Origin of the sequence: Curtobacterium sp. BRD11, from assembly GCF_031844345.1 — a bacterium.
Classification (GTDB): Bacteria; Actinomycetota; Actinomycetes; order Actinomycetales; family Microbacteriaceae; genus Curtobacterium.
Genome location: NZ_JAUZUZ010000004.1, coordinates 192790 through 205962 on the forward strand (window position 1 = coordinate 192790; position 13173 = coordinate 205962).

Annotated in this window: 12 protein-coding genes; 3 read left to right on the forward strand and 9 right to left on the reverse strand. The window is 73.6% G+C overall.

The features are described from left to right. Nucleotides 1-10: 10 nt before the first annotated feature. A complete protein-coding gene (locus Q9R28_RS10970; RefSeq protein ID WP_251154575.1) occupies nucleotides 11-1264 on the reverse strand; it encodes a hypothetical protein in 1254 nt (417 codons plus the stop codon). Between the two features lie 246 nt (nucleotides 1265-1510). Between Q9R28_RS10970 and Q9R28_RS10975 the strand changes: the two genes are divergently transcribed. Continuing rightward, the gene (locus Q9R28_RS10975; RefSeq protein WP_066655379.1) at nucleotides 1511-1897 is read left to right on the forward strand and encodes a RidA family protein; all 387 of its coding nucleotides are present in this window, start codon (nucleotides 1511-1513) and stop codon (nucleotides 1895-1897) included. Nucleotides 1898-1931: 34 nt separating this feature from the next. Here the strand turns inward: Q9R28_RS10975 and Q9R28_RS10980 are convergent, their stop codons facing one another. The 5 genes from Q9R28_RS10980 to Q9R28_RS11000 are packed head-to-tail and all read right to left on the reverse strand — an operon-like array spanning nucleotide 1932 to nucleotide 7432. After that, complete coding sequence (locus tag Q9R28_RS10980; protein WP_311206088.1) at nucleotides 1932-3545, reverse strand: amidohydrolase family protein; 1614 nt, start codon at nucleotides 3543-3545, stop codon at nucleotides 1932-1934. Beyond that, nucleotides 3542-4210: a bifunctional 4-hydroxy-2-oxoglutarate aldolase/2-dehydro-3-deoxy-phosphogluconate aldolase gene (locus Q9R28_RS10985; protein ID WP_209685004.1), complete on the reverse strand. Its 669-nt coding sequence runs from the start codon at nucleotides 4208-4210 to the stop codon at nucleotides 3542-3544. Before Q9R28_RS10985 ends, Q9R28_RS10980 begins: the two co-directional genes overlap by 4 nt. A 56-nt stretch (nucleotides 4211-4266) precedes the next feature. After that, nucleotides 4267-5349 (reverse strand): sugar kinase, encoded by a 1083-nt coding sequence (locus Q9R28_RS10990; RefSeq protein ID WP_311206089.1) that lies wholly within the window; start codon nucleotides 5347-5349, stop codon nucleotides 4267-4269. Continuing rightward, nucleotides 5346-6197, reverse strand: coding sequence for an IclR family transcriptional regulator (locus tag Q9R28_RS10995; protein WP_311206193.1), 852 nt, complete (start codon nucleotides 6195-6197; stop codon nucleotides 5346-5348). The genes Q9R28_RS10990 and Q9R28_RS10995 overlap by 4 nt, the downstream gene beginning before the upstream one ends. Then, a complete protein-coding gene (locus tag Q9R28_RS11000) occupies nucleotides 6197-7432 on the reverse strand; it encodes an alanine racemase (RefSeq protein WP_311206090.1) in 1236 nt (411 codons plus the stop codon). Before Q9R28_RS11000 ends, Q9R28_RS10995 begins: the two co-directional genes overlap by 1 nt. 164 nt (nucleotides 7433-7596) lie before the next feature. Between Q9R28_RS11000 and Q9R28_RS11005 the strand changes: the two genes are divergently transcribed. Together Q9R28_RS11005 and Q9R28_RS11010 are read left to right on the forward strand one after the other, a co-directional pair. Beyond that, nucleotides 7597-9000, forward strand: a complete 1404-nt coding sequence (locus Q9R28_RS11005) for an MFS transporter (protein ID WP_311206091.1) — start codon at nucleotides 7597-7599, stop codon at nucleotides 8998-9000. A 274-nt stretch (nucleotides 9001-9274) separates the two neighbouring features. Next, the gene (locus Q9R28_RS11010) at nucleotides 9275-10054 is read left to right on the forward strand and encodes an endonuclease/exonuclease/phosphatase family protein (RefSeq protein WP_209685009.1); all 780 of its coding nucleotides are present in this window, start codon (nucleotides 9275-9277) and stop codon (nucleotides 10052-10054) included. 247 nt (nucleotides 10055-10301) lie between these two features. Here Q9R28_RS11010 and Q9R28_RS11015 read toward each other — a convergent pair whose 3' ends face one another. The 3 genes from Q9R28_RS11015 to Q9R28_RS11025 are packed head-to-tail and all read right to left on the reverse strand — an operon-like array spanning nucleotide 10302 to nucleotide 12963. Further along, nucleotides 10302-10976 carry a methionine ABC transporter permease gene (locus tag Q9R28_RS11015; protein WP_066655373.1) on the reverse strand — a complete coding sequence of 225 codons (675 nt, stop codon included), beginning with the start codon at nucleotides 10974-10976 and terminating at the stop codon, nucleotides 10302-10304. Continuing rightward, nucleotides 10973-12013, reverse strand: a complete 1041-nt coding sequence (locus Q9R28_RS11020) for a methionine ABC transporter ATP-binding protein (RefSeq protein ID WP_209685010.1) — start codon at nucleotides 12011-12013, stop codon at nucleotides 10973-10975. The genes Q9R28_RS11015 and Q9R28_RS11020 overlap by 4 nt, the downstream gene beginning before the upstream one ends. Next, nucleotides 12013-12963, reverse strand: a complete 951-nt coding sequence (locus Q9R28_RS11025) for a MetQ/NlpA family ABC transporter substrate-binding protein (RefSeq protein ID WP_311206092.1) — start codon at nucleotides 12961-12963, stop codon at nucleotides 12013-12015. Before Q9R28_RS11025 ends, Q9R28_RS11020 begins: the two co-directional genes overlap by 1 nt. Nucleotides 12964-13173 lie beyond the last annotated feature (210 nt).

Genomic DNA, 13173 nt, shown 5'->3' on the forward strand with positions numbered 1-13173 from the left:
GCGACCGGGGTCAGGGCGGGCCGAGCAGCCAGAGCACGGCGACGAGCACCGGCTGCCCGAGGAGCGCACAGCTCACGAACGTCCAGCGCATCCAGGGCCGGGCGACGAGTTCGGGGGAGCCGAACAACGGCGCGAGCGGCATGAGGAGCCGCGGGGTGGACGCCATCGGCAGGGACACCGCGAAGATGTAGAGCGCGTAGGCGGCCGAGTACAGCACGGTCGTCGAGCCGAGCGCCCGGGTCGAGCGCCGCAGCAGCCAGACGGGGTACGCCACGAGCAGGACGACCACGATCAGGACCCCACCGACCCCGAGCCACCGCCCGGCGATCAGGAACCAGGGCGTCATCGGTGTGAAGTCGACCCGCCCGATGAAGTTCACCCACCAGGACATCTCGGTCTCCAGGTAGGCGTCCGACCGCCCGGTGACGTGCGCCGCGATGACCGGCCACGCCAGACCCGCCGCAGCCATCACCACGCCGGCGGCCACGACCCGGACGCGCTCCGCCACCGGGAAGGCCTCGAGGGACCGCACACCGGCGCCCGCGGCGGCTCGTCGTGCACGCACCCAGCGGACGAGCGCGACGACCCCGAGCAGGAGCGGCAGCGCGAGCGCCCCGGGACGGGTGAACGCCGCGACCACGCCGAGCACCGTCAGCAGGCCGTAGCGCCGTCGTTCGAGCGCCAGCAGGGCGCCGAACGTCAGTGCCAGGAACGTGCTCTCCGCGTAGCCGACCTGCAGCAGGAACGACAGCGGACCGCACGTGAAGAAGAAGACCGCCCACATGCCCGCGGCGTTGCCGGCACGGTCGCTCACCAGCCGGTGCAGCAGGAACGTCGCCACGAGCCCGGCGGCCAGCGCGACGAGGGGCGCCCCCACGGCGAACGGCACCCCGGTCGAGGCCGTCAGCATGCGGATGGCGAAGGGGAACGCCGGGAGGAAGGCCCACGCGTTCTGGGCGACGTGCCCGGCGGCGTCGAGCGGCAACGTCGTCGGGTAGCCGTGCACCGAGATCTGCTCGTAGTACTGGCCGTCCCACGCGGTGAGGAACGACCCGAACCCGTGCTCGTTGCCCCAGATGGCGTTGTCCGGCATCTGCCGGGCCATCAGCGGGTAGGCGAGCGCCAGCCAGACCGTGGAGACGAGACGGCCGCCGCCCCACACCAGCAGCACCGCGGCCCAGACAGGCAGGCTCGTCGCCAGGTCGACGATGCGACGTCGACCGTTCGCGAGCGTCCCGGTGACGGCGCCGTCGGTGCGGCTCACCGGCCCGCTCCGGCGGGCGCAGGGCTCTCGGTGGGCACGGACCGAGCGTACCGACCGTCGCCTGGCACCCTCCGGCACGCCGGTGGCCGGACGCGGACGGGTCGGTCGTCGGTGGTCGGCCGGGAGGCCCGTCCCGCGTTCTGCACACCGCAACGGCTCCGGCGGGTGGTCGGTCCGCGCAGTGGGGCCGGCCCTAGCCTGGAGGCCCACCCGGACGGACCGCGTCCGACGACCAGAGGAGTCCCCGTGCCGAAGACCGCCATCGTCACCGCGAACGCCCCGGCACCCGCCGGCCCGTACAGCCAGGGCATCGTGGCCGGCGGGTTCCTGTACACCGCGGGCTTCGGGCCGCAGGACCCGGCGACGGGGGCGATGGCCGACGACGTCGCCGGACAGACCGCCCAGGTGCTGGCCAACGTCGCCGCCGTCCTCGCCGAGCACGGCGCGACCCTCGACGACGTCGTGAAGTCGACCGTCCACCTCGAGCACTCGGACCGGGACTTCGCCGCCTTCAACGAGGAGTACGCGAAGCACTTCTCGGAGCCGTACCCGGTCCGCACGACCGTGCAGTCGCACCTGGCCGGGATCCTCGTGGAGATCGACGTCGTCGCGGTGCTGCCCAGCGCCTCCTGATCGTCACCCGCCGTCCCGCTCCCTGAGCGGAACCTCACCGACCTCCGGTGCCCCTCGGTGCCGTCGCGCCCGCACGCCGGATCCCGGCGCCCGGGGTGGTGCCCGTCAGACGTCCGGCAGCGAGCACCGGCACGCCCGCCACCAGGACGTCTTCCGTCCCCACCGCCGTGGCCGTCGGGTCGTCGTAGGTCGACCGCGCCGCCACCCGCTCGGGGTCGACCACCGCGAGGTCGGCGACCGCCCCCGCACGCACGACCCCACGGTCGCCCAGCCGCAGGTGCTCGACGGCGGTGGTCGACAGGTGCCGCTGGGCGTCCGGCCACGACAGCAGCCCGCCACGCACGAAGTCGCCGAGGTACCGCGCCACGGTGCCGGTGGCCCGCGGGTGCGGGTGCGTGCCGACGTGGATGCCGTCCGACCCCGCGGTGTGCCCGGGGTGACGGACGAGCGGCGCGAGGTCGGCGGGGGAGCGCGGGTGCGGGACGCGCATGATCGCGGTCACCTGCAGGTCGGAGGCGACGAGCAGGTCGATCGCCAGGTCCACGGGTTCGGTGCGTCGCACCGCGGCGGCGTCGGTCAGGGTGCGGCCCTGCAGGTCGTGGTGCGCCGGTGAGGGCACGTGGGAGAGCGTGACCTGGTCCGCCCAGCCCGGTCCGAGGTCCGGGCGTGCGGTGACCCGGTCGAGCACGGCGGTGCGGACCCGGCGGCGTCCGGCGTCGTCGGCGACCGCGCGGGCGAGGTCGACGGTGCCGGGGCGCGCGAGTGCAGCGGGGAGCAGCAGCATCGACAGGATCGTGCACCCGCGGGAGTACGGGTACGCGTCGAAGGTCAGCCGTACCCCCGCGGCCGCCAGGTCCTCGAGCACGCCGAGGGCCGTGTCGACCGGAGCGTGCAGGTGCGACACGTGCGCACGGACCCCGCTCGACCGGACGATCTCGGCGACCTCCTCGAGCCCGACGCGGAGGTTCGCCTCGTACCCGCCGCGGACGTGCGACACGTAGACGCCGTCGACGGCGGCGACCTCCGCGCAGAGCGCCGCGAGCTCGGCGGTGTCGGCGTACAGCCCCGGCACGTAGTCGAGCCCGGTGGCGAGCCCGAGCGCTCCCTCGGCGAGCCCGCGGCGGACGAGCGCGCGCATCGCCGTGGTCTCCTCGGCGGTCGCGGGTCGGTCCTCGTCGCCCAGCACCTCGTGCCGGATCGTCCCGGCGGGCACCAGGGTCGCGACGTTCAGCGGCGTGGTGCCGTCGTACGTCGCCAGCAGGCCGGCGGTGCTGCCGCCGCGGTACCGGGGGTGCGGGCCGTCGATCGCCGCGAAGTACCGGCCCGCCCACCTGCCGTCGCCGGGGGCCGGGCCGACGCCGTCCTGGCCGGTGACGATGGACGTGACGCCCTGACGGAGCAGCGCGAGCTGGACGTCCTCGTCGAAGACCCGGGATCCGGCGTGCGAGTGCGCGTCGACGGCCCCGGGGAGGACCGTGCGGCCACCGCAGTCGATCGTGCTGGCGTCGTCCGGCACGGGAATCGTCGCACCGACCGCCGTGATCCGACCGCGTTCCACGAGCACGTCCGCGCGGGTGGGGCCGTCCCGGTCGACGACGGACCCGCCGCGGAGCACGAGCGGCGCACCGGTCTCCGCGGTGGTGGTCACCGGGCGAGCCCCGCGACGAGCCGCTCCGCGCGGGACCGCAGCGCGACCGTGTCCCCGGTGCCCAGGGCGTCACCGACCAGGGGGGAGCCGAGTCCGACCGCCACCGCACCGGCTGCCAGGTAGTCGGCAGCATCGTCGATCCCGATGCCGCCGGTCGGGACCACGTCGACGAAGTCGAGCGGGGCGAGCACCTGCCGCAGGTACGCGGGGCCGCCGAGCTGTGCCGCCGGGAACACCTTCACCGCCCGGGCGCCGAGCCGCCACGCCCGCACGATCTCGGTCGGCGTCGCTGCCCCCGGGTACCAGCCGAGGCCCCGCTCGTGGGCACGCTCGCCGATCGCGGGGTCGAGGTGCGGGCTGACGACGAAGGACGCCCCCAGGTCGGCAGCGTCGTCGACCTGTTCCGGGTCGAGGACCGTGCCCACCCCGACGGAGACGCCGTCGCCGAACCGTCGCGCGGTCCAGGCGGTGCCCTCGCGCCAGCGCGGGGTGTTCGTGGTGAGCTCGACCGCGCGGACGCCGGCGCCCACCAGGGTGTCGACGACCGCCTCGACGTGCTCGCCCGTGCCGCCGCGGAGGATCGCGACGGCCGGACCCGCGCCGTGCCGGGTGCCGTGGTCCGGCACCGACGGGCTGTCGCCGGTGGACGTGTGGTGGGTGCTCACGGTGTGGCTCCTCGGATCGGTCGGGCGGGTTCGTGCCGGACGGGTGGTGGTCGCGGTCAGCGGTCGACGCGGTCGTGCACCGCCGTGTCGACAGCGGTTGCTCGGGGGCCGGCCGGGTCTGACGGGTCCGATGGGTCTGACGGGTCCGACGGGTCGGACGGGTCCGACGCGTCGGCGGTGAGCGGGTCGGTGCTCGCGCCGGGGACCGGCAACCGCCAGTCGCCCGGGACGGTGCAGGCGAGCGCTCCGGCGTCGGCGGCCCGGTCGAGCGCGGTGTCCGCGTCGGCCCCTGTGAGCGTCGCCGCGAGCCAGGCCGCCACGAACGCGTCACCGGCGCCGACCGGGTCGACGACGCGCACCGGTGTCGCCGCGCGGCGGGTCGTCCGCCCGTCCACGACCGAGACGGCGCCGCGGGAGCCGAGCTTCACCACGGCACGACCACGGGCCAGGTCGGCGAGCCCACGGGCGAGGTCCTCGTCGGACTGCGGCGGGCTCGCCCCGTCGTCCCCGGCACCGTCCGGGTCACCGAGCAGGATGCGGGCCTCGTCGTCGCCGGCGAAGACCACCGCGGCACGGGCGGCGACGGCGCGGTAGTGCTCCCGGGCGACCGCGGCGTCGAGCAGCTTCTGCCGGTGGTTCACGTCGAAGGACACCGGGACCCCGGCGGCCTCGGCGCGGTCGAGCACCGAGGTGACGGTCCGCCGGGCGGACTCCGAGAGCGCGAGCGTGATGCCGCTGACGTGGACGAGCGCCGACCGCTCGACGAGCCCGGCGGGGACGTCCTCCGGTGCGAGCGCCGAGCCCGCGGAGTGTCGACGGTGGTAGGTCACGCGGGTCCGGCCGTCCCGCAGTCGTTCCTTCATCATGAGCCCGGTCGAACGGTCCGGGTCGACGACCGCGGCGACCTCGACGCCGGCCTGCCCGACGTCCCGCAGGACCCGGTCACCGGCGGGGTCCGCCCCCACGCGTCCGACCCACGTGGCCGGGACACCCGCGCGGACCAGCCCGATCGCGACGTTGCTCTCCGCCCCGCCGGTGTCGACGCGCATGTGGTCGAGGTCGCACACCTCGCCGACACCGGGGCCGGCCAGCAGGAGCATCGTCTCGCCGAGGGTGAGGACCCCCGTGCCCGCGCTCACCGGGTCACCCCACCCGGTGCCGTGCGACGCAGGGCGAGCTGTGCCGACGAGGACCCGAGCGCGACCGAGATCTCGAGCGCGGTCCGCACGACACCGTCGCCGAGCTCGCGGACCGCCGCCGCCGGGAAGCGGGACGCCAGCCCCGAGATGCTCATCGCGCCGACGACCTGGTTCGCGTGGTCGAGCACGGGCGCGGCCACGCAGCGGATGCCCGGCTCGTTCTCGCGGTCGTCGATCCCGTACCCGCGCGCCCGGGTGCGGTCGACCTCCTGCCGCCAGCGTCCGTCGTCGGTGATCGACTGGTCGGTCATCGCGGTCGCGGGCACGGCGAGCACCGCGCCGAGGAGCCCGGGGTCGCCGAACGCCACGATCGCCTTGCCGGAGGCAGTGTTCCGCATCGGCAGGCGGTGGCCGATCCGTGACCCCATCCGGACCGTTCCGCGGGTCTCGACCTTGTCGACGTAGACGATGTCCGTGCCGTCCGGCACCACCAGGTGACAGGTCAGGCCCGTCGACTCCGCGGTGCGCCGCATGAACGGCGCCGCTGCGGCGCGCAGGTCGATGCCCTCGAGGTAGCTCTGCCCGAGCAGCAGCGCGCCGAGGCCGAGCGTGAAGCCGGCGTCCGGGGTGCGGCGGAGCAGGTCGGTCTCGACCATCGGTGCGGTCAGGCGCAGCACGGTCGACTTCGCGGTGCCGAGGGTCGTCGCGAGCTCGCCGAGCGACACCGAGGCGGCGCCGTTCCGGGTGCGGTCGGCCACGTGGTCGAGGAGCGTCAGGCCCCGGCGGAGCGACAGTGCGGCGTTCCGCGCGGGCACGGGCGACGGCGGCGACTGCTCGTCGTCGGGCATCAGAACCACGTCGCGACCGTCTCGGTGACGGTGTCGTCGTCCGCGAGCACCTGCACCTGCCGCCACTTGTCGAAGACCGTGCACGGGTGGGAGACCCCGAGCACGACGACGTCGCCGGGCGTCAGCCCGGGTGCCCCGTCGGCCAGGGCGAGGTAGCAGTGCTGGTCGTCGAGGCGGGTGACGGTGACCGCCCCGGGTGGTGGGACGACCTGCGGGTCGTGGGCCGTGCCTCCCGGCCGGATCCCGCGCACCACCGGCAGGCCCTCGTCGAACGACACGTCGCGCTTGCCGACCGCGACCAGCGCGCGGCCCGGCTCCGGGCAGGACGTGACGCGGCCCCACACCTCGATCGCCGGGCGGAGCGAGCCCTCCTCCGGGCGGCGGCCGAACGGCGTGCGCTCGGCGTAGAAGCCGTCGTCGTGCGTGAGGTAGGCGCCCGAGCGCAGGAGCACGTCGACGTCGTCCGGACGGCCCTGCACGGCGTCGACCACCCCGTCGAACCAGGCGCTGCCGCCCATGCTGAGCAGGGTGCGGCCGGCGACGAGACGACGCACGTCGCTGGCGATCGCGAGGACCTCTGCGACCCAGGCGCGTGCGGTGTCGACGTCGGGCAGGCCCCCCTCGTACCCGGTCACCCCGCGGAGGACGAGACCCGCGTCGTGCGCCGCGACGGCGACCTCGCGCGCCTGCTCGGCCGAGCGCACGCCCGTCCGGCCGCCGGGGAACCCGACCTCGACCAGCACGTGGACGGTGCCGTCGACGGAGCGGGCGGCGCTCGCCGCCGCGGTGACACCGGCGACGGAGTCGACGTTGCAGAGCACGTCGGCGTCGGGGTCGACGCTCCGGCGGGAGGCGAGCCAGGCGAGGCCGGCGGGGTCGAGGACCTCGTTGGCGACGAGGATCCGGTGCACGCCGTGTGCCCACGCGACCATGGCCTGCTGGACGGAGGCGACCGTGACGCCCCAGGCGCCGGCACGGACCTGGCGGTCAGCGAGGGCCGGGGCCATGTGCGTCTTCATGTGCGGGGCGAGCAGCAGCCCGTGGCGGTCGACGTACGACTGCATGACGGCGGTGTTGTGGGCGAGGGCGGACTCGCGGAGCGTCATCACCGGGAGGTGCGCGTGGTCGAGGACGTGCCGGCCGAGGACGGGGGCGGCGGGGTCGGCTGCGCCCTTCGTCGTGACGGTGCCGGGCGGGCGGACGGGGTGCCCTGCTGCTGCGGGGGTGGTCGTCATCGGTCCTCCTGCGTCGTGCGGTGTGCTCCTGGGGCAACGCTCCCGGTGCCGGGTCCACCGGGCAACGTCCTCGTCCCGCCCATTCTGCGGTGCAGAACGGTGGTACGCCCCGGCGCCTGCCGGCTGCGTCGGGCAGAAACCGAGCGGGCATAGCATTCGACGTGATGACGACGACACGACGACGGGGGAGCACGGCGGTGGCCGTGCTCGTCGCGGGCACCTTCTTCATGGAGCTCCTGGACGGCACGATCCTCGCGACCGCAGCCCCGGCGATGGGCCGCGACCTCGGCGTCGACTCCGCCGCGGTCGGTGTCGCGATCACCGCCTACCTCGTCACGCTCGCGGTGTTCATCCCGGTCAGCGGCTGGCTCACCGACCGGGTCGGCTCCCGCACGGTCTTCACCGGCGCGATCGCGCTCTTCACGGTGGCCTCCGCCCTGTGCGCGGCGTCGGAGGGGCTCGTCGAGCTGACGCTCTGGCGAATCCTGCAGGGGCTCGGCGGAGCACTCATGGTGCCCGTCGGACGGCTCGTCGTCCTGCGGAGTGCCGGACGCGAACAGCTCGTCACCGCCATCGCGATCCTCACCTGGCCCGCACTCGCGGCACCGATCATCGCCCCGTTCGTCGGCGGCGTGCTCGTCGACACCCTCAGCTGGCACTGGATCTTCCTCGTCAACATCCCGCTCGGGGTGATCGCCTTCGTCGCCGCACTGGTCCTCGTGCCGCAGGAGCGCGCTCCGGAACGCGTCCCGTTCGACTGGCGTGGGTCGCTGCTCGCCTGCCTCGGACTCGGCTCGCTCGTGGTGATGGCGTCCCTGCTCGCACTCGACGAGATCCCCCTGGTCGCGGTCGTCGTGTCGGGCTTGGTCGGGGGCGTCTGCTGCTGGCTCGCCGTGCGGCACTTCCGTCGGGCCCCGCACCCGATCATGGGCCTCGGGTCGTTCCGGCTCGAGACCTTCCGCGTCTCGCACGCCGGGGGCAGCCTGTTCCGGCTCGCCGTGTCGGCCGTGCCGTTCGTGCTGCCGCTGCTCTTCCAGGACGCCTGGGGCTGGAGCGCGGTGCTCGCCGGGTCCGCGGTGCTGTGGGTCTTCGTCGGCAACCTCGGGATCAAGCCGATGACCACGCCGTTCCTCCGCTGGTTCGGCTACCGGCCGGTGATCGTCGTGTCGAGCGCGATCGCAGCGCTGAGCGTCGTCGCGATGGTGTTCCTGACCGAGGACACCCCGTTCTGGCTGCTCGCCGTGCTGCTCGTGGTGAGCGGCGCCGCGCGGTCGGTCGGCTTCACGGCGTACAACACGATCGCCTTCGCCGACGTCGAGCAGGCGGACATGACGCCGGCGAACACACTCTCGTCGACGCTGCAGCAGGTCGCAGCGGGCTTCGGGGTCGCCGTCGCCGCCGTGGCCATCCGGGCTGCGGCCGGGCTCGGCGGGACCGGGCCCTACGACGTGGCCTTCTGGGTGATCGCCGTGCTCCTCGTGGTGGCCTGTGTCGAGGGTGTCCTGATGAGCCGGACCGCGGGGGACACGGTGCGACCGGCGCGACGGGTGCGGGCCGCGGCGCGCTGACGGGCGCCGTCCCGCTGTCGGGCGGGGCTGTCAGCCGTCCGCTGTCCGGCGGGGCTGTTAGCCGTCCGCTGACCGGCGGGGCTGTTAGCCGTCCGCTGACCGGCGGGGCTGTTAGCCGTCCGCTGTCCGGCGGGGCTGTCGGCCGTCCGCTGTCCGTTCGCGACACGGTCACCCGCGGGGGACCCCGGGTGCGCTACGGTCACAGCAACTGTCCGCGACAGCCGAGTACGGTTGCCGCGGCAGGGTGACCGAGACACCCAGGACGGAAGGCAGCATGGCCGGGCCACAGCAGCAGGGGACGATCGCCGACGGCACCGCCGTGCAGCCGACCGAGCTGCGCGTCGTCAGCTACAACCTCCGCGAGCACACCGCCAACAGCGAGCTCGCCGCCCTGGCGGAAGCGTCGCAGGCGGACGTCATCTGCGTGCAGGAGTGCGACAGCAACGACCTCGCGCCGGAGGTCGCCGGGCTGTCGCTCGCCGCCTCCACGAAGGCCAACCGTCTCGGTCTCGCGATCTACAAGCGCGACGACCGCTTCGAGGTGCAGGACTTCAGCATCCACTCGCTGCAGAAGTCGCTGCACGACCGGGTGCTCGCCCCCGCGCACGAACGGCTCATCGCGATGCGGCTCCGCGACACCGAGGCCGAGACGGAGGTCATCGTGGCCTCGTTCCACGCCTCGCCGCTGACGGCCACGAACTCCCTGCGACGCAAGCAGATCGAGGCTGCCCACCAGTTCGTCCGTGAGCTGTCCGACGAGGCTCCGGCGATCATGGTCGGCGACTTCAACTACCCGTGGTTCCAGACGAACCTGCGCCGGAAGATCGAGGAGCACGGCTTCGCGCTGTCGCTGTCCGACCAGCCGACCTACCTGCGCTACCGCAAGTTCACCGGCCACTTCGACTTCGCGACGAGTGTCGGGCTGCACATCGCCGGCGTCGAGACCCTGCCCGCGGGCATCTCCGACCACCGGCCGATCCTGGTCCGCGCGCACTACGAGCACCCCGGCGTCGCGACCGCCGCCGTCGAGGTCCCGGAGACCCCCGCCGCCTGACGCTGCCACGTCGCGGTGCTCGCTGTCCCTCGCCCGCGTTCCGGCACCGTCCCGCCGAACGGGCATGACGTGCCGTGTCCGTCCGTCGAGCGGGCACGTTCGGCTGCCAGCAGCGCCGGGCGTGACGGATCGTGCCCGCTCGACCCCACCCGCGGCGGGACGGTACCGCCGACGGACGGGAGGCACGGTGCCAGCTGGCACCGTGCCTCCCGTCCGTCGTCGATCGCCGGGGCGACCGGTCCGCGCCTCAGCGACGCAGCGTCGCCCGCGCGAGCCGGTTGCCGATGAACTGCCCGAGCTGGACGATCACCACGATCGCCGCCACGGACACGTAGACGATCCACCAGTCGTACCGCTGCGAGCCGTACACGATCGCGTACTCGCCCAGGCCGCCGCCACCGATCAGGGCTCCCTGCGCCGTCATGTCGACGATGCCAACGAAGATGAACGTGTAGCCGAGGATGAGCGGTCCGACGCCCTCGGGGATGAGCACCGTCAGCAGGATCGACACGGGGTGGGCCCCGGACGCGCGCGCTGCCTCGACCACGCCCGGGTCGACGGCGAGCAGGTTCTGCTCGACGATCCGGGACACCGCGAAGGACGCCGCGAGCGAGATCGCGAACGTCACCGCGGGGACGCCGATCGTGGTCTGCACGGCGACGCGCGACAGCGGTGCGATCGCGGCCAGGAAGATCACGAACGGGATCGGGCGCACGATGTTCACGAGCACGTTGACGACCGTGTACACCGCCCGGTTGCCGAGCAGGTTGCCCGGACGGGTGGCGTAGAGGACCAGTCCGAGCGCGAGGCCGATCACGCCCGCGAAGACGAGGGAGACCAGCGTCATCACGAGGGTGTCGCGGATCGCGGCGAGGAACACGTCGGACGTGTCGATCACGCTCTGGAAGCCGTTGCCGTTCATGCTGCGACCTCCTCGTCGACGGTGACGTGTCCGTCGCGCAGTGCCCCGATCGCGCGGTCGACGGCGGCGGGGTCGTCCGCGGTCAACTCGTAGGTCAGCGACCCGATGCGGCGTTCGCGGATCTCGCCGACGCCGCCGAACACGAGCTCGGCCGACACCCCGGCGGTGCGGAAGGCCGCGTCGATCCGGTTCTGCAGGCCCACCTCGTCGGTGATCTGCACCGTGACCAGGCGGCCGCGGTGGTGTTCCCGCAGCCGCGCCAACTGCTCCGCCGAGGGGCGGTCGTGCAGGGCGGTGCGCACGAAGCGCTGCGCCGCACCGGTCTGCGGCGACGCGAACACGTCGTAGACGTCGCCGACCTCGACCACGCGGCCGTTCTCCATCACGGCGACCCGGTCGGCGATCCGGCGGACCGCGTCCATCTCGTGCGTGATGACGACGATGGTGACACCGAGCTCGCGGTTCACGCGACGGAGGAGCGCGAGCACCTCGGAGGTGGTGTCCGGGTCGAGGGCGCTCGTGGCCTCGTCGGCGAGGAGCAGCTCGGGGTTCGAGGCGAGCGCGCGGGCGATGCCGACGCGCTGCTTCTGGCCGCCGGACAGCTGCTCGGGGTACGCGTGCGCGCGCTCGAGCAGCCCGACGAAGTCGAGGAGCTCGGCCACACGGCGGTCCCGCTCGGCCTTCGCGACACCCGCGACCTTGAGCGGGTACGCGACGTTGCCGGCGATGGTCCGCGAGCGGAACAGGTTGAACTGCTGGAAGATCATGCCGATCTTCCGGCGGGCCAGGCGGCGTTCCTTCTCCGGGATCGCGGTGAGCTCCCTGCCGCCGACGGTGACCGTGCCGGACGAGGGGAGCTCGAGGGCGTTCACGAGGCGGACGAGGGTGGACTTGCCGGCACCGGAGTACCCGATGACGCCGAGGACCTCTCCCTGGTGCACGTCCAGGGAGACGTCCTCGACGGCCACCACGGTCTCGCCGGTGTCGGCGCGGCGGTAGTGCTTCGAGACGCCGCGGAGTTCGACGAGGGCGGGCACTACTGCTTGGCCGCCTTCGCGTCCTGCTCGACCGTCGCGAGCTCGTCCTGGAGCTTCGTGGCGCTCTCGTCGCGGGCGACGGCCTCGGGCAGGTCCTTGGCGAAGGCCTTCTGCACCGCCGGGTCCTGGAACAGCTTCGCCAGGTCGAGGTAGGTCTTGTTGTCCTTGTCGGCGTCGCGCACCGCGAAGACGTTCACGTAGGGGGCGGCGCTCGCACTGGCCGGGTCGTCCTGGAAGACGATGTCGCTGGTCGGGAGCTTCGCGGCGGTGGCGAAGTTGTTGTTCACGACCGCGGCGGCGACGGAGCCCTGCTGGAGCGCGTTCGCGGTCTGCGAGGCGTCGAGGGGCTGGACGTCGACCTTCGACGACTCGATGTCGGTCGTGGTCGAGAAGGCCGAGCCGCCGTCCTCGAGCTCGAGGAGCTTCGCGGACTGCAGGATGAGGAGCGCGCGCGCCTGGTTGATCGAGTCGTTCGGGATCGCGACCTTCGCACCCTCGGGCAGCTCGCTCGGCTTCGAGTACTGCGTGGCGTACAGCGGCAGCGGGTACACGGCGGTGGAGCCGATCGGCTGCAGGTCGTCGTCCGAGGTGACGTTGTAGTCCGCCAGGTACTGGATGTGCTGGAACTGGTTGATGTCCAGCTGGCCGTCCTTGAGTGCGGGGTTCGGCAGCGAGTAGTCCGAGAAGTTGGTGAGCTCCACCGTCACGCCGAGCTCGTCCTTCGCGAGCTTCGTGTACGTGCTCCAGTAGCCGAGCGACTTGTCGGCGACGCCGATCGTCACGGTCTTCCCGGCGCCGTCACCGGAGGCAGCGCCCTCGGACCCGCCGGAGCGGACGGCCGCCACGACGACGGCGACGACGATCGCGACCACGACGACCGCGGCGGCGATGATCCAGCCGACGGGGCGCCTGCCCTTCGGCTTCTGGGGCAGGACGGGTGCTGCGGACATGGGTGCTCCTCGTGGGGGACGTGCCCGGACGGGTGGGGCGGGGCCGGGCGGGGCGAGCCCGGACGGCGGCGTGCACGGGCGGTGCGTGGGGAGCCGCGGGATGCCGCGGCCAGGTTCCGAGTGTGGCTGCCCGCGGCGCGACACGCACGATCCGTTCCGCCGTGTTACATCCGTGCCGTTCTCCACAGGTGCCGCACGGCGAGCACCGGG

Bases quoted from the DNA above. Each gene is read 5' to 3' on its own strand.
- Q9R28_RS10995 (WP_311206193.1), bottom strand. From the start codon at position 6,197: ATGCCCGACGACGAGCAGTCGCCGCCGTCGCCCGTGCCCGCGCGGAAC.
- Q9R28_RS11000 (WP_311206090.1), bottom strand. From the start codon at position 7,432: ATGACGACCACCCCCGCAGCAGCAGGGCACCCCGTCCGCCCGCCCGGC.
- Q9R28_RS11005 (WP_311206091.1), top strand. From the start codon at position 7,597: ATGACGACGACACGACGACGGGGGAGCACGGCGGTGGCCGTGCTCGTC.
- Q9R28_RS11010 (WP_209685009.1), top strand. From the start codon at position 9,275: ATGGCCGGGCCACAGCAGCAGGGGACGATCGCCGACGGCACCGCCGTG.
- Q9R28_RS11015 (WP_066655373.1), bottom strand. From the start codon at position 10,976: ATGAACGGCAACGGCTTCCAGAGCGTGATCGACACGTCCGACGTGTTC.
- Q9R28_RS11025 (WP_311206092.1), bottom strand. From the start codon at position 12,963: ATGTCCGCAGCACCCGTCCTGCCCCAGAAGCCGAAGGGCAGGCGCCCC.